Origin of the sequence: Mycolicibacterium komossense (assembly GCF_025822605.1) — a bacterium.
Taxonomy (GTDB): domain Bacteria; phylum Actinomycetota; class Actinomycetes; order Mycobacteriales; family Mycobacteriaceae; genus Mycobacterium; species Mycobacterium komossense.
The window spans coordinates 53325-73366 of sequence record NZ_JACKTY010000046.1; the positions used below are offsets into that span (position 1 = coordinate 53325).

General features: G+C 66.6%; 20 protein-coding genes. 11 read left to right on the forward strand and 9 right to left on the reverse strand.

Annotation, left to right across the window (positions count from 1 at the left end):
• The first annotated feature begins 45 nt into the window (after positions 1-45).
• The 7 genes from fadD3 (at position 46) to H7J73_RS27345 (ending at position 6943) form a co-directional block, all read left to right on the forward strand.
• On the forward strand, positions 46-1593 hold the full coding sequence (fadD3, locus tag H7J73_RS27315) for a 3-((3aS,4S,7aS)-7a-methyl-1,5-dioxo-octahydro-1H-inden-4-yl)propanoate--CoA ligase FadD3 (RefSeq protein WP_264070929.1): 1548 nt from the start codon (positions 46-48) through the stop codon (positions 1591-1593).
• Positions 1593-2732, forward strand: a complete 1140-nt coding sequence (locus H7J73_RS27320; RefSeq protein ID WP_264070930.1) for an acyl-CoA dehydrogenase family protein — start codon at positions 1593-1595, stop codon at positions 2730-2732. Before fadD3 ends, H7J73_RS27320 begins: the two co-directional genes overlap by 1 nt.
• Entirely contained in the window at positions 2729-3685 is a 957-nt protein-coding gene (locus tag H7J73_RS27325) for an acyl-CoA dehydrogenase family protein (protein WP_264070931.1), read from the forward strand. The genes H7J73_RS27320 and H7J73_RS27325 overlap by 4 nt, the downstream gene beginning before the upstream one ends.
• A complete protein-coding gene (ipdE2, locus tag H7J73_RS27330) occupies positions 3682-4644 on the forward strand; it encodes an acyl-CoA dehydrogenase IpdE2 (RefSeq protein WP_264070932.1) in 963 nt (320 codons plus the stop codon). The genes H7J73_RS27325 and ipdE2 overlap by 4 nt, the downstream gene beginning before the upstream one ends.
• Before the next feature lie 51 nt (positions 4645-4695).
• Positions 4696-5808, forward strand: coding sequence for a pyridoxal phosphate-dependent aminotransferase (locus tag H7J73_RS27335; RefSeq protein ID WP_264070985.1), 1113 nt, complete (start codon positions 4696-4698; stop codon positions 5806-5808).
• Between the two features lie 108 nt (positions 5809-5916).
• Positions 5917-6693: an alpha/beta hydrolase gene (locus H7J73_RS27340; protein ID WP_264070933.1), complete on the forward strand. Its 777-nt coding sequence runs from the start codon at positions 5917-5919 to the stop codon at positions 6691-6693.
• Positions 6694-6703: 10 nt separating this feature from the next.
• The gene (locus H7J73_RS27345) at positions 6704-6943 is read left to right on the forward strand and encodes a fibronectin-binding protein (protein ID WP_264070934.1); all 240 of its coding nucleotides are present in this window, start codon (positions 6704-6706) and stop codon (positions 6941-6943) included.
• A 3-nt stretch (positions 6944-6946) separates the two neighbouring features.
• On the opposite strand, the gene hsaB is transcribed toward H7J73_RS27345, so the two are convergent.
• From hsaB to hsaA, 4 genes are read right to left on the reverse strand one after another with little or no spacing between them, the layout of a single operon-like run.
• Positions 6947-7516, reverse strand: a complete 570-nt coding sequence (gene hsaB, locus H7J73_RS27350; RefSeq protein ID WP_264070935.1) for a 3-hydroxy-9,10-secoandrosta-1,3,5(10)-triene-9,17-dione monooxygenase reductase subunit — start codon at positions 7514-7516, stop codon at positions 6947-6949.
• Positions 7517-7531: 15 nt separating this feature from the next.
• Entirely contained in the window at positions 7532-8434 is a 903-nt protein-coding gene (gene hsaC, locus H7J73_RS27355; RefSeq protein WP_264070936.1) for an iron-dependent extradiol dioxygenase HsaC, read from the reverse strand.
• 3 nt (positions 8435-8437) lie between these two features.
• Positions 8438-9325: a 4,5:9,10-diseco-3-hydroxy-5,9,17-trioxoandrosta-1(10),2-diene-4-oate hydrolase gene (hsaD, locus tag H7J73_RS27360; RefSeq protein WP_264070937.1), complete on the reverse strand. Its 888-nt coding sequence runs from the start codon at positions 9323-9325 to the stop codon at positions 8438-8440.
• Positions 9326-9336: 11 nt separating this feature from the next.
• On the reverse strand, positions 9337-10521 hold the full coding sequence (gene hsaA / locus H7J73_RS27365) for a 3-hydroxy-9,10-secoandrosta-1,3,5(10)-triene-9,17-dione monooxygenase oxygenase subunit (RefSeq protein WP_264070938.1): 1185 nt from the start codon (positions 10519-10521) through the stop codon (positions 9337-9339).
• Between the two features lie 134 nt (positions 10522-10655).
• Here hsaA and H7J73_RS27370 point away from each other — a divergent pair, with 134 nt between their 5' ends.
• Together H7J73_RS27370 and H7J73_RS27375 are read left to right on the forward strand one after the other, a co-directional pair.
• On the forward strand, positions 10656-11756 hold the full coding sequence (locus H7J73_RS27370; protein WP_264070940.1) for a ferredoxin--NADP reductase: 1101 nt from the start codon (positions 10656-10658) through the stop codon (positions 11754-11756).
• A gap of 22 nt (positions 11757-11778) precedes the next feature.
• Positions 11779-12321 (forward strand): hypothetical protein, encoded by a 543-nt coding sequence (locus tag H7J73_RS27375; RefSeq protein WP_264070942.1) that lies wholly within the window; start codon positions 11779-11781, stop codon positions 12319-12321.
• 54 nt (positions 12322-12375) lie between these two features.
• Here the strand turns inward: H7J73_RS27375 and H7J73_RS27380 are convergent, their stop codons facing one another.
• A complete protein-coding gene (locus H7J73_RS27380) occupies positions 12376-14508 on the reverse strand; it encodes an acyl-CoA dehydrogenase family protein (protein ID WP_264070943.1) in 2133 nt (710 codons plus the stop codon).
• Between the two features lie 245 nt (positions 14509-14753).
• On the opposite strand from H7J73_RS27380, the gene kstR reads away from it, so the two are divergent.
• On the forward strand, positions 14754-15437 hold the full coding sequence (kstR, locus tag H7J73_RS27385) for a cholesterol catabolism transcriptional regulator KstR (RefSeq protein ID WP_264070944.1): 684 nt from the start codon (positions 14754-14756) through the stop codon (positions 15435-15437).
• A gap of 3 nt (positions 15438-15440) precedes the next feature.
• The gene (gene otsB, locus H7J73_RS27390; protein WP_264070945.1) at positions 15441-16187 is read left to right on the forward strand and encodes a trehalose-phosphatase; all 747 of its coding nucleotides are present in this window, start codon (positions 15441-15443) and stop codon (positions 16185-16187) included.
• Positions 16188-16194: 7 nt separating this feature from the next.
• Here otsB and H7J73_RS27395 read toward each other — a convergent pair whose 3' ends face one another.
• The 4 genes from H7J73_RS27395 to H7J73_RS27410 are packed head-to-tail and all read right to left on the reverse strand — an operon-like array spanning position 16195 to position 20030.
• Positions 16195-17295, reverse strand: coding sequence for an Rv3575c family transcriptional regulator (locus H7J73_RS27395; RefSeq protein ID WP_264070946.1), 1101 nt, complete (start codon positions 17293-17295; stop codon positions 16195-16197).
• Between the two features lie 11 nt (positions 17296-17306).
• Positions 17307-18266, reverse strand: a complete 960-nt coding sequence (locus H7J73_RS27400) for a metal ABC transporter permease (RefSeq protein ID WP_264070947.1) — start codon at positions 18264-18266, stop codon at positions 17307-17309.
• Entirely contained in the window at positions 18266-19054 is a 789-nt protein-coding gene (locus tag H7J73_RS27405; RefSeq protein WP_264070948.1) for a metal ABC transporter ATP-binding protein, read from the reverse strand. Before H7J73_RS27405 ends, H7J73_RS27400 begins: the two co-directional genes overlap by 1 nt.
• Positions 19041-20030 (reverse strand): metal ABC transporter solute-binding protein, Zn/Mn family, encoded by a 990-nt coding sequence (locus H7J73_RS27410; RefSeq protein WP_264070949.1) that lies wholly within the window; start codon positions 20028-20030, stop codon positions 19041-19043. The genes H7J73_RS27405 and H7J73_RS27410 overlap by 14 nt, the downstream gene beginning before the upstream one ends.
• Positions 20031-20042: the final 12 nt, after the last annotated feature.

Below are 20042 nucleotides of genomic sequence, written 5' to 3' on the forward strand. Positions count from 1 at the left end.
CTGTAGGCTAACCTACCAAGCACTTGCTTTGTTAGGGGACTATCGATGACGAGCGGTCAGCAGACCACGCCCGCCGTGCTGGACCGCATCGCACGCGAGCTTCCCGATCACCATGCGCTGGTCACAGCCGAGAAAACCCTCACCTATGCCGGGTTGCGGGCCGAGGTCCGTCAGGCCGCGGCAGCGATGATCGACCTCGGTGTCGGCGTCGGCGACCGGGTTGCGATCTGGTCACCGAACACCTGGCACTGGGTGGTCGCCTGCCTCGCCACGCATTACGCCGGCGCTGTGGTGGTCCCCCTCAACACCCGATACACCGCCAGCGAGGCCGGCGACATTCTCGCCCGCACCGAGGCGCCGTTGCTGATCGCGATGGGTGAGTTCCTCGGCGCCGACCGCGTCGCCGATCTGGACCGCGCGGCCTTGCCTGCGTTGCGCCATATCGTCCGGGTGCCGCTGGACAGCGATGACGGCAACTGGGACGAGTTCGTGGCGCGCGGGGTCGACCTGGACGCCGCCGACGCCCGCGCGGCGGCTGTCGCTCCCGATGACGTCTCCGACATCCTCTTCACCTCCGGTACCACCGGGCGCAGCAAGGGCGTGCTGTGCGCACACCGTCAGTCGCTGTCGGCACCGGCGGCATGGGCCGCCTGCGGCGAGGTCACCAGCGCCGATCGCTATCTGTGCATCAACCCGTTCTTCCACAACTTCGGCTACAAGGCCGGCATCCTGGTCTGCCTGCAAACCGGCGCGACCTTGATCCCGATGCTGACCTTCGATCCCGAACGCGCCATGCGCGCAGTCCAGGACCATCGGGCCACCGTGCTGCCCGGACCGCCGACGATCTACCAGACACTGCTCGACCATCCGCGCCGCGGCGACTACGACCTGTCTTCGTTGAGGTTCGCGGTGACCGGAGCTGCCACCGTGCCCGTGGTGCTGATCGAACGGATGCAGTCCGAACTCGACATCGACATCGTGCTCACCGCCTACGGGCTCACCGAGGCAAGTGGTTTCGGCACGATGTGCCGGTCCGACGACAACGCGGTCACCGTGGCCACCACCTGCGGGCGCCCGATCGCGGATTTCGAACTGCGCATCGATGGGGCAGCGACGAACGGTGAGGAGCCAAGCACCGGCGAGGTGCTGCTGCGCGGACCCAACGTGATGCTCGGCTACCTCGACGACCCGGCCGCCACGGAAGCGGCCATCGACAGCGAGGGATGGTTGCATACCGGCGACGTCGGCGGTGTGGACGCGGCGGGCAATCTGCGGATCACCGACCGCCTCAAGGACATGTACATCTGCGGCGGCTTCAACGTCTATCCCGCCGAAATCGAGCAGGTGCTCGCCCGTCTCGACGGCGTCGCCGACGCCGCCGTCATCGGCGTGCCCGACGACCGTCTCGGTGAGGTCGGCCGGGCGTTCATCGTGCGTAGACCCGGCGCGGAACTCGACGAGCAGTCTGTGATCGCCTACACGCGTGAGCATCTGGCCAATTTCAAGGCACCACGATCGGTGCGGTTCGTCGAGGTGTTGCCTCGCAACCCCGGCGGCAAGGTCGTCAAACCACTGCTACGGGAAAGGGCCTGATGGACCTCGACTTTGGTGACTCTGCGGACGAATTCCGGACGGAAGTCCGCGATTTCCTGGCCGCGAACAAGGCGCACTTCCCGACCGAGTCCTATGACACCGCCGAGGGTTTCGAACAGCACCGACGCTGGGACAAGGTGCTGTTCGACGCCGGACTGTCGGTGATCGCCTGGCCCAAGGAGTACGGCGGCCGCGACGCGACCCTGCTGGAGTGGATCGTGTACGAGGAAGAGTACTTCCGTGCCGGCGCGCCCGGCCGGGCCAGCGCCAATGGCACCTCGATGCTGGCCCCGACGCTGTTCTCGCACGGCACCAAGGAACAGCTCGACCGCGTGCTGCCGAAAATGGCCAGCGGAGAAGAGATCTGGGCGCAGGCATGGTCAGAGCCCGAGTCGGGTAGCGACCTGGCGTCGCTGCGCTCGACGGCAACGAAGACCGACGGCGGCTGGAAGCTGAACGGGCAGAAGATCTGGAGTTCGCGGGCACCGTTCGGCGACCGGGCGTTCGGTCTGTTCCGCTCCGACCCCGAGGCGCAACGCCACCACGGGCTGACCTACTTCATGTTCGACCTCAAAGCCGACGGCATCACGGTTCGGCCGATCGCCCAATTGGGTGGCGATACCGGGTTCGGTGAAATCTTCCTCGACGATGTATTCGTTCCCGACGACGACATCATCGGCGAGGCCAACGACGGCTGGCGCTCGGCGATGAGCACATCGAGCAACGAGCGCGGGATGTCACTGCGCAGCCCGGCCCGTTTCCTGGCACCGGCCGAGCGCCTGGTGCAGCTGTGGCAGGCAGAGAAAGATCCCGCCTTCATCGACCGCGTCGCGGACGCCTGGATCAAGGCGCAGGCCTACCGGTTGCACACCTTCGGCACCGTCACCCGGCTCGCCGCGGGCGGTGAGCTCGGAGCGGAATCGTCCATCACCAAAGTGTTCTGGTCCGACCTGGACGTCGCGTTACATCAGACCGCGCTGGACCTGCGCGGCGCCGACGGCGAGCTGGCCGACTCGTGGACCGAAGGCTATCTGTTCGCCCTCGGTGGCCCGATCTATGCCGGTACCAACGAGATTCAAAGAAACATCATCGCCGAGCGGCTTCTTGGCCTGCCACGGGAAGCGAAGGGGGCGAAGTGAAATTCGATCTGGACGACCAGCAGCGCGACTTCGCCGCCAGCATCGATGCGGCCCTGGGCGCGGCCGACGTGCCCGCCGCAGTACGCGCCTGGTCCGACGGCAACACCGATCCCGGCCGCAAGATCTGGTCCACCCTCGCCGATCTCGGCGTCACCGCGCTGATGGTGCCCGAGGACTACGACGGCATCGGTGCTCACCCGACGGATCTGGTAGTGGCCTGCGAGCGCCTCGGGTATTGGGGCGTACCGGGTCCCATCACTGAATCCGTAGCTGTTGCACCGATTCTGCTCACTGCAGATGAGCGCAGTGGAGAGCTCGTCTCCGGTGAACTCATTGCCACCGTCGCCGCACCTCCCCTGCAACCGCGCGCGGTCAACGCCGACTTCGCCGGTCTGATCCTGGCCACCGCCGACGGCCGGGCCAGTGCCGCGGCCGCGGCGGACAGCCATGCCTCGGTGGACCCGAGTCGTCGATTGTTCGACGTCACCGCAACTGGCGATCCGTGGGATGCCGATGTGGACCGGGCCGTCGAGTTCGGCGTGCTGGCAACGGCCGCTCAACTGGTGGGAGCGGGCCAGGCGCTGCTGGACAAGTCCGTCGAATATGCCAAGCAGCGAACACAATTCGGCCGGGTGATCGGTTCCTACCAGGCGATCAAACACAAGCTGGCCGACGTCCACATCGCCGTGGAGTTGGCCCGACCACTGGTGTACGGCGCGGCGCTCTCGCTGGGTTCCGGGTCGTCGGACACCGCCCGCGATGTCAGCGCCGCCAAAGTCGCGGCCGCCGAGGCCGGGTTACTGGCGGCCCGCTCCGGATTGCAGACCCACGGCGCCATCGGTTTCACCCAGGAGCACGACCTCTCGCTGCTGCTGTTGCGGGTGCAGGCGCTGCGCTCGGCCTGGGGCGATCCCACCACCCACCGCCGACGTGTACTGGAGGCATTCACATGAGCGAGGAACGCACGCTGCTGACTCAGACCGTCCGGGACCTGGTCGCCAAACATGCTGGGCCGGAGGCAGTTCGCGCTGCGATGGATTCCGCGCGCGGGTACGACGAAGCGCTGTGGACCATGCTGTGCGAACAGGTCGGGGTCGCCGCGCTCGTCGTACCGGAGGAACACGGCGGGGCCGGCGGCGAGCTGGCGGACGCGGCCGCGGTGATGGCCGAGCTGGGACGCAACCTGGTCCCGACGCCGCTGTTGGGTACCACCCTGGCCGAGCTGGCACTGCTGGCGTCAGAAGACCCAGACGCTGATGCACTGGAACAGCTCGCTGCCGGCGCGGTGATCGGCGCCGTCGTCTTCGACCCCGACTATGTGCTCAACGGCGACACCGCCGAGATCGTCGTCGCTGCCAACGACGGGGAACTGCAGCGCTGGACCAGTTTCGATACGGACGCCCTGTCGACGATGGACCCCACCCGGCGGCTGGCGAAGGTGCAGGCCACCGACACCGTCGCTCTCGGCACCGACCCCGGCCTGGCCGATATCGCGTTGCTGCTGCTGGCCGCCGAACAGATCGGCGCCGCCACCCGGGCCTTGGAACTGACAGTCGAATACACCAAGGAGCGGGTCCAGTTCGGTCGTCCGATCGGCAGCTTCCAGGCGCTCAAGCATCGGATGGCCGACCTGTATGTGAAGGTGCAGACCGCGGGGGCTGTCGTCGACGAAGCCATCGCCGACCCGTCCGCGACATCAGCCGCGCTGGCGCACGTGATGGCAACCGAGGCATTCCGCGATGTCGTCGGCGAGGCCATCCAGCTACACGGCGGTATCGCCATCACGGCAGAACACGATATCCAGCTGTACTTCAAACGGGCCCACGGTAGTTCGCATCTGCTGGTCACCCCGGCCGAGGCGCTCCGCACCTTGGAGACGGAAGTCTTCGCCAGCGCCGCGGCGCACACGTAACCTGACCAGGTGAAGACCGCGCTGCGGGCGGGTATCCCGCCGTTCTATGTGATGGATGTCTGGTTGGCCGCAGCCGAACGGCAGCGCAGCCACGGTGACCTGATCAACCTGTCGGCCGGCCAGCCCAGTACCGGGGCGCCCGAGGCGGTCCTGGCCGCGGCCACTGCCGCGCTCGCCGGCGGCCCGTTGGGCTATACCGTCGCCCTCGGCATCCCCGAACTGCGCGAGGCTATCGCCGCGTCGTACTCCGCTCTGCACGGCCTGACCGTCGACCCGAACGATGTGGTGGTGACGACGGGATCGTCGGGTGGATTCCTGCTGACCTTCCTCGCGTGTTTCGACGTCGGTGACCGGGTTGCCGTGAGCAGCCCAGGTTATCCCTGCTACCGCAATATCCTGACCGCGCTGGGTTGTGAGGTCGTCGATATCGAGTGCGGGCCGGAAACCCGCTTCCAGCCGACCGCGCAGATGCTGGCCGGTCTCGAGTTGGACGGTGTGGTCGTCGCCAGCCCAGCCAACCCGACCGGCACCGTGATCCCGCCCGAGGAACTCGCCGCCATCGCGGCGTGGTGCGAGCAGACCGGTACCCGGCTGATCAGCGACGAGGTCTACCACGGCCTGGTGTATCCCGGCGCGCCGCAGACAAGTTGCGCGTGGACCACGTCCCGGGACGCCGTAGTGGTGAACAGCTTCTCGAAGTACTACGCGATGACCGGTTGGCGACTGGGCTGGCTGTTGGTGCCGAAGTCACTGCAGCGAGCGGTGGACCGGCTGACCGGGAACTTCACCATCTGCCCACCCGTGCTGTCGCAGGTGGCGGCCGTCGCCGCGTTCACTCCCGAGTCGATCGCCGAGGCAGACAGCAAGCTGGGGCATTACGGCGCCAACCGGGCACACCTGCTCGACGGGTTACGCCAAATCGGCATCGAGCGGCTGGCGCCGACAGACGGCGCGTTCTACGTGTACGCCGACGTCTCGGACTTCACCGACGACTCGATGTCCTTCTGCTCGAAACTGCTGGCCGACACCGGAGTTGCCATCGCACCCGGTATCGACTTCGACACCGTGCGGGGCGACTCATTTGTCCGGTTGTCCTTCGCCGGCCCGACGTCGGATATCGACGAGGCGGTGGCCCGTATCGGCGGGTGGATTTCCGCGGGTTAAGCGATTTCGGCGTGCCCGTAACCGCTGAGCGGTCGGATTCACGCCGACATCACAAGCAGGCTGACTCAAAGTATTGCGAGGCGGCGGTCGGCCTGTTGCCATGTGCCCATGCCTTTCTTCGACTCCGAGCACGGCTCCTTCTACTATCGGCACTGGGCGGCAGCGCAGCCCCGGGCGGCCATCATCTTCCTGCACGGCTTCGGTGAACACAGCGGCATGTATCACCGGCTGGGGTTCACCCTGAACGCCGCGGGTATCGACCTGTGGGCAGTCGACGAACTGGGGCACGGCCAGTCTCCCGGCTCCCGCGGCGATTTCGGGTCCACCGAAGTCAGCTCGCAGCTGGCAGAGGAGCTGACCAAGATCGCCGAACGGGAACAGCCCGGGCTGCCGCTGGTGTTGGCGGGGCATTCGTTCGGGGCGACGGCCGCCGCCTGGCGCCTGCTCGATCAGGCTGGTCGCTACCGCGCGGCAGTGATCTCGGCAGCACCGCTGTCCCCCAACCCCGCATTGAGGGACGAATCGCTGGAGCTGACCCCCGAATCACTGTCCGCCGACCCGTTCTACCTCGACGCGATCATCAACGACCCACTGGCGTTCACCGATGCCGAGACGGGCTGGGCACGTCTCGTCGAGGAACTGGACAACGCATTCTCCCGGTTCGCCACGGACCTACCTGGCCTGACCACCCCGACTTTGGCGATCCACGGCACCGATGACCCGGTGATCCCGATCGACGGCGTGCGGGCCTGGGTCGCGAAGGTGGACAACCTCGAGCTGACCGAGTTTCCCGGCGCCAGGCACGACCTGCTCAACGAGACCGTGCATCAACAGGTGGCCGCCCGGATCGTCGACTTCGTTTCCCAACACATCGCCGGCGGGTAAGGTCCGGTGGGTGTCGATCACCGGGAAGCGTCTGCTGGCCGTCTGCGGGGTGGCCGCAGCGTCGTTGTGGCTGGCCGCCCCGGCCAGCGCGGACGACCAGATGCCGCCCTGCACACTGGGGATCATCTGCGCATTCGTCCCTGGCGCGCTTGACCTGGACCACGACGTCGACCTGACCAAGGACCAGCCGCCGATGCCGAACCAGGATTCAGCACGCCCGGTGGATCCCTGTATCAATGGCTGTATCTGAGCGCTAGAGCCAGGTATCCGGTGTCGTCGCGGTAAGGAACGCCTCGAGGTCGTCGCGCCACTGGGCGGGCGAGTTCTTGTCGGGTTCGATACCGGTGTACTCACCGCGATAGAACAGCAGCGGACGCGGCTTGACCTCCGGCACCTCGGACAACGACTGGACCGCGCCGAAGACGACGAAATGGTCGCCGCCGTCATGTACTGAGGCCACCGTGCATTCGATATGCGCCAGCGAGCCCTCGATGATCGGCGAGCCGAGTTTCTTCGACGGGCGCCAGTCGACGCCGCCGAACTTGTCGGGTTCCTTCGAGCCGAACCGCGCCGAGATGTGCTTCTGCTTCTCGGTCAGCACGTTCACGCAGAAATGGCCGCTGGCTTCGATGGCCTGCCACGACCGGGAAAGCTTTGTCGGGCAAAACAATACAAGCGGTGGGTCGAGCGACAGTGCAGCGAAGGACTGACAGGCGAACCCGACGGGCGCGCCGTCATACACGGTCGTGATGATGGTGATGCCGGTACAGAATTGACCGAGCACATGCCGGAATGTGCGCGGGTCCAGGTCTGCGCCCGTCACTGATCGCTCACGCCGTCAACCGCGGAGACCGACCGTGAAGTCATGGCCCCACAGGCTGACCGCGGTGCTTTCCCGGGCCACCCAGTCCTGGTCATCGACTTCCAGTCCTTCACAACCGAATTCGATATCGAATCCGCCCGGCGTCTTCATGTAGAACGACAGCATCTTGTCGTTGACGTGCCGGCCCAGACTGGCCGACATCGGCACCTTGCGGCGCAGCGCGCGGTCCAGGCAGAGACCGACGTCGTCGCTGTTCTCGACCTCGATCATCAGGTGCACGATCCCGCTCGGTGTCGGCATCGGCAGGAACGCCAGGCTGTGGTGGCGCGGGTTCACCCCGAAGAAACGCAGCCAGGCCGGAGCCCCATCGGCGGGACGGCCGACCATCTGCGGCGGCATCCGCATGGAGTCGCGAAGTATGAAGCCGAGGACATCCCGGTAGAAATGCAGAGCCTCGGCGTCGTCGCGGGTGGACAGCACTACGTGACCCAGGCCCTGTTCCTCGGTGACGAACTTATGACCGTACGGGCTGACCAGCCTGCGGTGTTCCAAAGCGACGCCGTGAAACACCTCCAGGGTATTACCCGACGGGTCCTGGAAGACGATCATCTCGTCGACGCGGCGGTCGGCGAGTTCAGCGGCGGTCGCCTCCTTATAGGGCGTTCCCTCGACGTCCAGCCGGTCGCGAATCTCCTGCAGCCCAGCGGCATTGGCGGTTTCCCAGCCGGATTCCATCAACCGGTCGTGCTCGCCGGGAACGATCACCAGCCGGGCCGGGAATTCGTCCATCCGCAGATAGAGTGCCCCCTCTGTCGGCCCGGACCCCTCGACCATGCCGAGCACCTTCAGACCGTATTCACGCCACGCGGCGATATCGGTGGCCTGAATGCGCAGATACCCCAGTGACCGAATGCTCATGACTTAGCCTCCCTGCAAGAAGTCCGTGGTCAGCTTGTTGAACTCGTCAAATTTTTCCAGCTGCGCCCAATGCCCGCACTGCCCGAAAACATGCAACTGCACCTTCGGGATCTGCTTGAGCGCCACCAGCGCACCGTCGAGGGGGTTGACGCGGTCCTCACGTCCCCAGATCAACAGCACCCGCTGGCGCAGCTTGTACACCTCGCGCCACATCATGCCGAGCTCGAAGTCGGCTCCCGCGAAAGACTTGCCCATCGCCCGGGTGGCGGCCAACGACTCCGGCGTGCTGGCGATCGCAAACCGCTCGTCGACGAGTTCCGGGGTGATCATCTTCTGGTCGAAAACCATGATCCGCAGGAACTTCTCGATGTTCTCCCGCGTCGGCTCGGCGGCGAACTTACCGAGCAGTTTGACACCCTCGGTGGGGTCGGGGGCAAACAGGTTCACGCTCAGACCGCCGGGACCCATCAGCACCAGCCGCCCGGCGCGGTCGGGATGGTCGAGTGCCAGCCGAACCGCGGTGCCGCCGCCGAGGGAGTTGCCGATCAGCGCTGGTCTCTGAATTCCCAAGTGGTCGAACAAGTTCAGCACCGCCGTCGAGCTGTAGCGGTTGTACTGCTCGTGTTCGGTGTGCTTGTCCGAGAATCCGTAGCCGGGCTGGTCCACCGCGATCACGTGAAACTGCTTGGCCAGCACCGGAATATTGCGGCCGAAGTTCGACCAGCTGGACGCACCGGGCCCACCCCCGTGCAACAGCACGATCGTCTGCGAATTACCCACGCCGGCCTCGTGGTAGTGCAGCCTCATATCGTCGCGAACCTGCGCGTAGCGCGAAGTCGACTCGAAGGTGACCTCGGTCTGCGACGCAGCTTCTTCGATGAAGGATGTCATCAGCGTCCCGACTAGACCATCGTGTCCTGCGCCGGCAACCCGAACGCTTCGTTGCCGAAAATCAGGTATGCGCGCTCGGGTTCGTTCGCGGCATGCACCCGGCCGGCATGCGCGTCGCGCCAGAACCGTTGCACGGGCTTGTCGGTTTCCAGAGCGGTTGCGCCGGATGCCTCGAACAGCAGATCGATCGAAGCGATCGCCCGCGCGGTGGCACGCACCTGATCGCGGCGGGCCCGTGCCCGCAGTTCGAACGGAATTTCGTTGTCCGCCTTGAGAAGGGCATACTCGTCGCCCACATTGCCGATTAACTGACGCCAGCCCGCGTCGATATCGCTGGCGGCCTCGGCGATCCGGACCTTGGCGAACGGGTCGTCCTTCGACTTCTCGCCGGCGAACGCGGCGCGGATCCGCTTGCCCTGATGTTCGACGTGTGCGTCGTAGGCACCGTAGGCCATGCCCATGATCGGCGCGGTGATGGTGGTGGGATGCATGGTGCCCCAAGGCATCTTGTACACCGGCGCGGTGTTGTTGGCCAGTCCACCCGCGGTGCGGTCATTCATCGCCTTGTAGGACAGGAACCGGTGGCGCGGCACGAACACATCCTTGACCACCACCGTATTACTGCCGGTGCCCTTCAGTCCGACCACGTGCCAGACATCGTCGATGCGGTATTCGCTACGCGGGATCAGGAAACTACCGAAGTCAACTGGCTTGCCGTCCTTGATAACCGGTCCACCGAGGAAGGCCCAGGTGGCGTGGTCGCAGCCGGACGACCACTGCCATGCGCCGCTGACAAGGTAGCCACCGTCGACGACAACACCCGCGCCCATCGGGGCGTACGAGGACGAGATGCGAACGCCGGCATCGTCACCCCAGACCTCGTCCTGGGCCTGTTGATCGAACAGCGCAAGGTGCCAGTTGTGCACCCCGATGATCGAGCTGACCCAACCGGTGGAGCCACACGCACTACCGAGTCGGCGAACCGCTTCGTAAAAGACCGTCGGATCGCACTGGAGGCCGCCCCACTGCTCGGGCTGCAGCAGCTTGAAGAAGCCGACCTCGTCGAGTTGCTGAACGGTTTCATCCGGAAGGCGGCGCAAGTCCTCGGTGGTCTGAGCCCGCTCGCGCAGTTGCGGGAGCAGATCATCGATACCGGATAGGACCGACTGCGCGTCACGTTGTTGAATGGTCGTCACTTGCACTGCCTCCAACGGGATGCGGAATCTTAGCGGGTTAGAGCAAGACTAGAACACGTTACGATTTGTGTCGAGCAGCGTACGCCTGCGGTTGCTGGACCTGCGGAGGCGCATTTCTATAACCTGTTCTAGTTATGTGCAAATCAGCGAGAAGGGACGGTAGCGCCGTGACGGACGAACCGCTCGGCACGCATGTGCTCGAGCTGCAGATCGCCGAGGTCATCACCGAGACCGCTGACGCGCGCTCCCTGGTCTTCGGTGTCCCCGACGGGCCGGACGCCCCACATATTCCCGCCGAGCGTTTGCGCTACGCGCCCGGCCAGTTCCTGACCCTGCGGATCCCCAGCGAGCGAACCGGCTCGGTGGCGCGCTGCTACTCCCTGTGCAGCTCGCCCCACAGCGACGACGCTCTGACGGTCACCGTCAAGCGCACCGTCGACGGCTACGCGTCCAACTGGCTGTGCGACAACGCCCACCCAGGCATGCGCATTCACGTCCTGGCTCCGTCGGGCACCTTCGTGCCCAGGACGCTCGACGACGATTTCCTGCTGATCGCGGCCGGTAGCGGGATCACGCCGATGATGGCGATCTGCAAATCGGCGCTGTCGCAGGGCAGCGGCCAAGTGACGCTGCTGTACGCCAACCGCGACGAGGGTTCCGTCATCTTCGCCGCCGCGCTGCGTGAGCTCGTCGCGCAGTATCCCGACCGGTTCTCCGTCGTGCACTGGCTGGAGTCGGTCCAGGGTCTGCCCAGCTCGGCGGCGCTGGCGCGGCTGATGGCCGGGCACACCTCCCGGCAGGCGTTCATCTGCGGACCCGGGCCGTTCATGCGGGCCGCCCAGGAGGCGTTGGACTCGCTGAATGTGCCAGAGAAGCAGGTGCACGTCGAGGTGTTCCGGTCACTGGACTCCGATCCGTTCGCCGCCGTCACCCTTTCCGACGACGCCGGCGACGAACCCCCGGCCACCGCGGTCGTCACCCTCGACGGAGAAACCCACGAGCTGAGCTGGCCGCGTAACGCCAAGCTGCTCGACGTACTGCTGGACAAGGGACTGGATGCGCCGTTCTCATGCCGCGAAGGCCATTGCGGCGCGTGTGCGGTGTTAAAGAAGAGCGGCGACGTCGCCATGGAGATCAATGACGTGCTCGAGCAGTCCGACCTCGACGAGGGACTGATCCTCGGGTGCCAGGCACTACCGAAATCCGATTCGGTGGAAGTGACCTATGACGAATGACAGCGGCGCTACCTTTTCCACGATGAAGCAGAAGCAGCGCCTCCTCTGCATCGCCGCCTGCGCGCTGTCCCTCGCCGCGCTGGCGCAGCCGGCTGTCGGCTCCGCGGCGTCGGCCTCCAGGAGCTCCTCATTCCCAATGGGCGACGGCACGAACCTGGAGGTGCACACCACCGCCAATTGCGTACTGGCCGATACACAGTGCTACTTCACGGCCGCAGCCAATCTGATGACGCCGGATGGCCCGACCGGGTTCCCCGACGATCTGTGGGCGCGGCAGACCACGACGATTCGGTCATCGGACCGCAACAACTATCTCAATACCGATTTCAACGCGCCCAACACCAGGATGTTCAAATCCATCGGGCCCGTTGAGCTCACCACGATTTACTTCGGTGGCGGCCCGGTCGAGAAATACCGGCTCGTCGGCAACACCTGGCCCACAGACCTGGCCACCGGCCAGCCCAAGACCGACGCCGACTACATCGTCTGCTCACAGATCCAGGTGGTCTACGGCGGGCACAACATCACCTCCCCGAGCACCTGCAGCCAGACACGCTTCGGCTAGCGAGTCGACCGATACCGTCGAGGAACGAGGCGGTTGAGGAGCGAGCGATCAGCTCTACCGCGGCAGTCCCAATAGCCGCTCGGCGGCCAACGTCAGCAGGATCTGCTCGGTTCCGCCGGCGATCGTCAGGCACCGGGTGTTCAGGAAGTACCGCAGCTCAGCGGAATCGACGATCCCGCCGCCTTCGGCCAACTCCATCATCCGTTCGGCCAGCGCCTGGCGGTAACGCACGCCAACGAGCTTGCGCACACTGGACTGCGCCCCGGGATCACGACCACCGACCGCCATTTCGGCGATCCGGTGGTCCAGTAGCGAGCCGATCTGGGCAGCGACGATCAACGCCCCCAACCGGTCCAGTTCGGCCGCGTCCAGCTCGAGGCCGTCGACCTCGCTGATCAGGTCCTCCATGCCCTTGTCGAGCTTGCCCCCGCCGCCCATCATGACGCGCTCGTTGGCCAGGGTGGTTCGAGCCAAGGCCCAGCCCCCGTCGACCTGTCCGACCACCAGATCGTCCGGCACGAAGACGTCGTCGAGGAACACCTCGTTGAACAGCGCCTCGCCGGTGATCTCCCGCAGCGGGCGGATCAGGATGCCCGGCGCCGACATGTCGACGATGAAGTACGTGATGCCTTTATGTTTGGGCACATCGGGATTCGTGCGGGCGAGGCAGACTCCGAACTGGGCCCGCTGGGCGTTCGACGTCCACACCTTCTGCCCGGTCAGCAGCCAACCGCCTTCGGTGCGCACGGCTTTCGTCCGCAGCGCGGCCAGATCCGAACCGGCGCCGGGCTCACTGAACAGCTGGCACCAATAGATGTCCCCGGACAGCGTGCCGGGCATGAACCGCTCGATCTGCTCTGGGGTGCCGTGCTCAAGGATGGTCGGGGCGGCCCACCAGCCGATCACCAGATCCGGCCGGTCGACACCGGCGGCAGCGAGCTCCTGGTCGATGAGCAGCTGCTCGGCCGGTGCCGCAGCCCGGCCGTAAGGGGCGGGCCAGTGCGGAGCCTGCAGCCCGGCCGTGGCCAGCGCCGCCTGGCGCTGATCGTCGGGCAGTTCGGCGATAGCCGCCACGTCAGCGGCGATGCCGGAGCGTTGATCCGCGACCTCGCTCAGGTCGATACCGAGGTGACGACGCAAGCCGCCGGTGGTCAGTGCGGCGATCCGCCGCAGCCAGGCCTGGCGGCCGCCGAGCAGCTGACTGATGCCGTAGGCGCGCCGCAGATACAGGTGCGCGTCATGCTCCCAGGTGAATCCGATGCCACCGAGGACCTGGATACAGTCCTTGGCGTTGGCGATGGCGGCCTCGATACAACTGGCCGCGGCCACCGCGGCGGATACCGCCAGCTGATCATGGTCACTGTCCGACGCCGCGCGGGCCGCATCCGCCGAGGTCACCGCGGCCTGTTCGGCCCGGACCAGCATCTCCGCGCAGATGTGCTTGATGGCCTGGAAGCTGCCGATCGGTTTGCCGAACTGCTCGCGCACCTTTGCGTAAGCGACCGCAGTGTCCAGCGCCCAGCGGGCAACTCCCGCCGCCTCGGCGGCGAACAGGGTGGCCGCCAAATCGCGGACGCGCTGCGGGGTGCGCGCCAGTGGAGTCGCCGGTGCCGACGTCAGGACGACGCGGGCCAGCGGCCGCGAGAAGTCGGCGGGGCTCAGCTGTTCGATCTCCACGCCTGTCGCGGTCGCGTCGACCAACAGCCAAGCATGCTCGGTGGGTAGCAGCAGCACGCCTGCGCTGTCGGCGCCCACGACATGCTCGGCGGTCCCGCTGACCTGGTTGCTCTCGGCATCGAAGCGCAGCTGGGCGGCCAGTGCGAGACCGGCGGTCCGCTCGCCGGCCACCAACGATTCCAGCAGCTCATCGATGCCGTCAGTACCGTTCATATCGTCGAGCAGCAGCGTCGCCAAAGCGGACGACACCACCGGCCCCGGCACCAGGGCGCGGGCCGCCTCGTCGAGCATCGCGCACAAATCGCCGATGGTGGCGCCTGCGCCGCCCGCCTCTTCTGCCACCGCGACCCCGAACAATCCCAGTTCGGCCAGGCCGGCGAAAACCGGGCGCCAGGCCTCAGGCTTGCCCTGCTCGACATCACGGATCGCGGTGATCGCCCCCGAGCCGGCGGCCCAGTCCCGCACCATTTCGCGCGCGGCAAACTGTTCATCGGTAGCAGTAGCTGACATCCCAGACACCACGGGACTCCTTGTTCGATGCGTTGTATTCGATGCGTTGAAGACCAGTACGACCCACTAGAACGTGTTCTAATAGTGCCAGCGATCGAACGTCAAGTCGAACGCCATCGCAGCAGGACAGTGATGACTCTCACCCGGGGATCACGCACCCCTCGGGCATCGCGGAGGTGGGCAATTCTGGTCCGGCATGCGTATCGTTTTGGACCGATACGTAGAAAGAAGGGGCTGTCTTCCGAATGTCGACGCCAGCACACTCCCGGACCGGTGCCAGGTCGACTCAGGGAACAAGTTCACAGCCGCGTGAGGTACTGACCGTGGCCGTCCTCTCCGAATCGGAACTCGGCTCCGAAGCGCAGCGCGAACGCCGCAAGCGGATCCTCGACGCCACCATGGCGATCGCCTCCAAGGGCGGCTACGAGGCAGTTCAGATGCGTGCGGTGGCTGACCGCGCCGATGTCGCCGTCGGGACGCTGTACCGCTATTTCCCGTCGAAGGTGCACCTGCTGGTATCGGCACTCGGCCGCGAGTTCGAACGCATCGACGCCAAGACCGACCGCACTGTCGTCGCCGGCGGAACGGCGTATCAGCGGCTGAACTTCATGGTGAGCAAGCTGAACCGGGCGATGCAGCGCAACCCGCTGCTCACCGAGGCCATGACGCGCGCCTACGTCTTCGCCGACGCCTCCGCCGCAGGTGAGGTTGATCACGTCGAGAAGATCATCGACAGCATGTTCGCCAGGGCGATGTCCGACGGCGAACCGACCGAGGACCAGTACCACATCGCGCGCGTCATCTCCGATGTGTGGCTGTCCAACCTGCTGGCCTGGCTGACCCGGCGCGCCTCGGCCACCGACGTCAGTAAACGCCTGGATCTGGCCGTCCGGCTACTGATCGGCGATTCAGAGGACCCTAAGATCTGAGCGGTGAGCGCGCTCCCCTCTGACCTCGAAGAGGCCCTGCGCTCCGTCGCGCGGGCGCCCCGGCTGCTGGTTACGTCCGACTTTGACGGCACGCTGGCGCCGATCGTCAACCATCCCGGTGATGCCCGGCCATTGCCCGCCGCGGCGACGGCCCTTCGCGCCCTTGCCGCGCTGCCCGAAACCACCGCCGCACTGATCTCCGGGCGCGCGCTGCGTGACCTGGTGGTGCTGTCGGGAATGTCCGCGCCGGTGCATCTGGTCGGCAGTCACGGCGCCGAATTCGACACCGGGTTTGCCCACGACATCGACACCCAGCTGCTCGGACGGATTACCGAGGAGCTGGAGGCGATCGCCGCCGGGCGCCCGGGCGTCACCGTCGAAACAAAGCCGGCCAGCGTCGCACTGCACGTCCGCAACGCTGCGCCCGACGACGCCGAGGCGGCCCTGGCGCAGGCCCGCACGGCCGCCGAGAGCTGGGACGCCCACGCGACCGCAGGCAAGGCGGTCCTGGAGTTCGCGGTGATCTCGACCGACAAAGGCGAGGCGATCGACATCCTCCGGGACCGGGACGACGCGTCGGCGGTGGTGTTCTTCGGCGACGACGTGACCGACGAGAAGGCTTTCCGCCGGATGCGTGTCGGCGATGTCGGGGTCAAGGTCGGCGAGGGAGCCACGGCCGCCCGATACCGGGTCGACGCGCCCGCGGATGTCGCGGCAGCCCTGGAATTCCTACTGGCGCAGCGGGCTTAGTCGTGGCCTAGCCCGGCGGCCCGGCCGTGCGGCCGCGGATCACCTCGGTGGGCAGCACATCGACGACGGGCAGTCCCGAACGCGGCGGGTTGTGTAGCAGGTCGCCCGCCAGTCTGCCCTTCTCGAAACTCGGTTGCGCGACGGTGGACAGCCCGCGTTTGAGTGCCTCCGGGATACCGTCGAAGCCCGTCACGGTCATCTGCCCAGGAACGTAGATCCCGCGGGCCCGCAAATAGTCCATCGCCGAAATCGCCAGCACGTCGGCGGTGCACATCAGCGCGGTGATCCGCGGGTTGGTCGCCAGTGCCAGCTCGGCGGCGGTGCCGCCGGAGGTCGCCTCGTGCTCGGCGCTCTCCACGATGGTCAGTTCGCCCGGATCCAGTCCGGCCGCCGTCATCGCGTCGCGCACCCCGGCGATCCGCTCGGCCTGTACCTGAAAGTGGGTGCCACTCAAGCGGTCCGGCGTGACCAAGGCGGCGCCGGGCTCGCCCACTCCGCGTTCGCTACCCAACCGCATCGCCAACAACCCGATCTCGCGATGACCGAGGCCTATCACGTAGTCGGCGAGCTCACGCATGGCACCGCGATCGTCGATACCCACCCGCGATGCCCCCGGCACATCGGTGGGGTGATCGACCAGGACGGCCGGCAGCCGGCGTTCCAGGACCACCTGCAGGTAGGGATCGTCATCGGAGGCCGCGTAGACGACGAATCCGTCCACCCCGGCGGAGAGCACGGCGCCGGCACCCTCTTCGAGCGTCCGACTGGGCCCGACGGCCACCAGCAACAGGCCCTGCCCCACGTCTTCGCAGGATTCGGCGAGGCCCGCCACGAAGTTCAGCGCGGCCGGGTCACTGAACGAATACGTCAGCGGCTCGGTGATGACCAGGCCGACCGCACCGGCCTTGCGGGTGCGCAGCGAGCGCGCGACCGGATCGGGACCCGCGTACCCGAGCCGTTTTGCGGTGGCGAACACCCGCTCCCGAAGATCGGCGGAGAGCTGGTCCGGGCGGTTGTAGGCGTTCGAGATGGTGGTGCGGGAAACCTTGAGTTCGGCCGCCAACGAAGCCAGGGTCGCGCGTCGCCGGGGAACGGGACTCCTGGACATGCTCTGTGACGCTAGTTCATCGGTCGCACAGATCCCGAGGCAGCCGCGCCGTGGGCCGCAGGTGGCGCCTTCGAAGCGGCGCCTGATCGCGCTACTCCTGCGCCCCTCGCCCCTCGGCGCTCGTCGTAACGCGGGCCGGCTCCGTTCACCACCAGCCACACTCCCAGCCAGATGACGCACACGATCGTCACGATGGGAAAGCTCGGCGGCATGTTGAACATCGCCGAGATCGCCAGGCCCGCCCACACGCCGACGATCGACAATGCCGTCGACACCGCCATCGCCGCGCCCGGCCGGGCGGTCAGCATGATGGCCGTTGCTGCCGGCGTGACCACCAGAGCGAACAGCAACAGGGTGCCGACCGCCTGGACCGCCATCGTCACTGCCAGGCCCAACAACACCATGAAGACCACCGACAGGGCGCGCACCGGAACGCCCCTGGCCTCGGCGACCTCGGCGTTGACGGAGGCGAACAGCAGGGGCCGGTAGATGGAGGCGATGACCACGGCGAGCACCGCCACCAGCACGGCGAAGATGATCAGCTGTTCGTGCGAGACGGCGAGCAGATTGCCGAACAACACGTTCGTCACGGTGCTGCTGCTTCTGGTGGCCAGCGAACTGAAGAACAAACCGAGCCCGGTGGCCGCAGCCAACACGGTGCCCGTCGCGACTTCGCGGTCGTCGGCACGTTTCCCGAGGGCCCCGATCACCAGGGCGCCACCGATGCAGAACACCCCGAGCCCGACCGAAACCGGCACACCGACCAGCACAGCGCCTGTCGCACCCGGAAAACCGATATGCGCCAACGCATGTGCGGCGAAGGCGGTATTGCGGACCACGATGAAGTAGCCGATCAGTCCGGCGGCCAGGGCCACCAGGGTGCCACCGACGAGCGCGTTGCGCATGAACGCCGAAGTCAGGATCTGCCACCAATTGTCCTGGTAGCCAAGTGCTATCACGGTTGTGCGCATCAGATGCTCCGCATGTAGAGGTCGCCTTGCGGGGTGTGTACCACCTGGATCGACGTACCGTAGAGATGGCTCAGCAGCCCCTCGTCGACCACCTCGTCCATCACGTCGAAATGCGCGTGGCCGTCCAGCAGGTAGATGGCGCTGTCCAGCACGCCCAGAAGCGGATTCAGGTCGTGGGCGACCACCAGGATCGTGACGCCGAACTCATCCCTGATCCTGGCCAACAGCCTGACGATCTCCCGCTGGTTGCGCAGGTCCAGCGCGGTCAGCGGCTCGTCGAGGATCAGGAGTTTGGGCCGCCCGACGAGTGCCTCGGCGATGGCGACGCGCTGGCGCTGCCCGCCGGAGAGCTGGGAGAGCCGACGGTGCGCGAACGGCGTCGCGCCCACGGCGGCCAGAATCTCCTCGACCCGGTGGCGTTCGTCTGCGGAGGCGCGCGCGAACCCCCACCGCTTGCCGGTCAGACCCAGCAGCACCGCATCGCAGGACCGCACCGCGTTCCCCGCGGCAGCCGCATAGTTCTGGGGGACGTACCCGATCGAGTCGGTCGCCTCCCCGGGCGGCTTGCCGAGCACCAACACTTCACCGGAGGCGACCCTGATGAGGCCGAGAATGACCTGGAGCAGGGTGGTCTTACCGGAGCCGTTCGAACCGATGACGGCGGTGATCCCGCCGGCGGGCACCTCGAAGGTGCCCTCCGACCAGATCAGCCGGCCGCCGCGGACGACGCTGACATCGCTGAAGGCGAGCGCGGGATCGCGCTGAGCGGTCGAGTTAGGTGTTGACACCGAGTGCCTTGGCCAGTGCAGTGAGTTGGTCCACCTGCCAAGCCTCGAACGAAACTGCTCCCGGCGCCACCGTTTCGGTGACGTTGACGACCGGTACGCCCGCCTTTTCGGCGGCAGCACGGATGTCGTCGGGCACCGAGCCTTCGGTTTGGGTGTTGAAGATCAGCACGTCAACACCCTTGTCGGCCAGTAGCTCGCGGAACGCCGAGAGGTCGGCGGGCGCCGGGTCGCTCTCGTTCGCCGACGCTGTCTGATATCCGGTAGGCGTCTTGTCCGTCAGGCCCAGCGCTTGGGCCATCAGGTCGAACACCGGCTCGGTGGCGGCGTAGGTCTTGGCCGATGCGGCTTTTCTGATATCGGCAATCAGCGTCGTGTACGGCTGCATCGACGAGGTGAACGCCGCGCGGCGCTCGGCGAAGTAGTCGCCGGCGCCGGGCGCCAGGGTGCTCAGTTCCTTGGTCACCGCATCCGCGAGGGCGTCGATCGTCGTCGGGCTGTACCAGACGTGGGGGTTGGGTGCGGCGCCGTCGACCGGTGGCGCAGATAGCGCCGCGGCGGTGATGACGGGGGCGGCCGGCGCGGAGGTCGCCGCGAGCTTCGCGGCCCATTCGTCGTAGTGGTCACCGTTGAGCACCACCAGCTGGGCGCCGGTGAATTCGGCGGCATCGGCAGGGGACGGTTCGTAATCGTGCGGGTCCACCGAGGAGTTGGCGAGCACCGTGGTGACCGTGGCGCACTGACCGCCGAGCTGGGCCGCGATCTGGCCCCACTGGTCGACGCTGACGGTCACCTTGACCGGCTGGGCGGGGCACGCCGGCGCGTCGGCACCGATTGCCGACGTGGTGGCACCGGATTTCTCACCGCCGCCCCCCGAACAGGCTGTTGCCAGCGGGAGGACGACGGCGACGGCGACGGCTGCGAAGAGGCGCGTGGAGGGGATGCTGACAATCACGTCGGTAATGATAATCGTTTCCATTATGGGTTCGTC

Coding starts and splice junctions, on each gene's coding strand:
- fadD3 (WP_264070929.1), top strand. CDS start 46: ATGACGAGCGGTCAGCAGACCACGCCCGCCGTGCTGGACCGCATCGCA.
- H7J73_RS27320 (WP_264070930.1), top strand. CDS start 1,593: ATGGACCTCGACTTTGGTGACTCTGCGGACGAATTCCGGACGGAAGTC.
- ipdE2 (WP_264070932.1), top strand. CDS start 3,682: ATGAGCGAGGAACGCACGCTGCTGACTCAGACCGTCCGGGACCTGGTC.
- H7J73_RS27335 (WP_264070985.1), top strand. CDS start 4,696: ATGGATGTCTGGTTGGCCGCAGCCGAACGGCAGCGCAGCCACGGTGAC.
- H7J73_RS27340 (WP_264070933.1), top strand. CDS start 5,917: ATGCCTTTCTTCGACTCCGAGCACGGCTCCTTCTACTATCGGCACTGG.
- hsaC (WP_264070936.1), bottom strand. CDS start 8,434: ATGAGCATTCGGTCACTGGGGTATCTGCGCATTCAGGCCACCGATATC.
- hsaD (WP_264070937.1), bottom strand. CDS start 9,325: ATGACATCCTTCATCGAAGAAGCTGCGTCGCAGACCGAGGTCACCTTC.
- H7J73_RS27370 (WP_264070940.1), top strand. CDS start 10,656: ATGTGCAAATCAGCGAGAAGGGACGGTAGCGCCGTGACGGACGAACCG.
- H7J73_RS27375 (WP_264070942.1), top strand. CDS start 11,779: ATGAAGCAGAAGCAGCGCCTCCTCTGCATCGCCGCCTGCGCGCTGTCC.
- H7J73_RS27380 (WP_264070943.1), bottom strand. CDS start 14,508: ATGTCAGCTACTGCTACCGATGAACAGTTTGCCGCGCGCGAAATGGTG.
- kstR (WP_264070944.1), top strand. CDS start 14,754: ATGTCGACGCCAGCACACTCCCGGACCGGTGCCAGGTCGACTCAGGGA.
- H7J73_RS27395 (WP_264070946.1), bottom strand. CDS start 17,295: ATGTCCAGGAGTCCCGTTCCCCGGCGACGCGCGACCCTGGCTTCGTTG.
- H7J73_RS27400 (WP_264070947.1), bottom strand. CDS start 18,266: ATGCGCACAACCGTGATAGCACTTGGCTACCAGGACAATTGGTGGCAG.
- H7J73_RS27410 (WP_264070949.1), bottom strand. CDS start 20,030: ATGGAAACGATTATCATTACCGACGTGATTGTCAGCATCCCCTCCACG.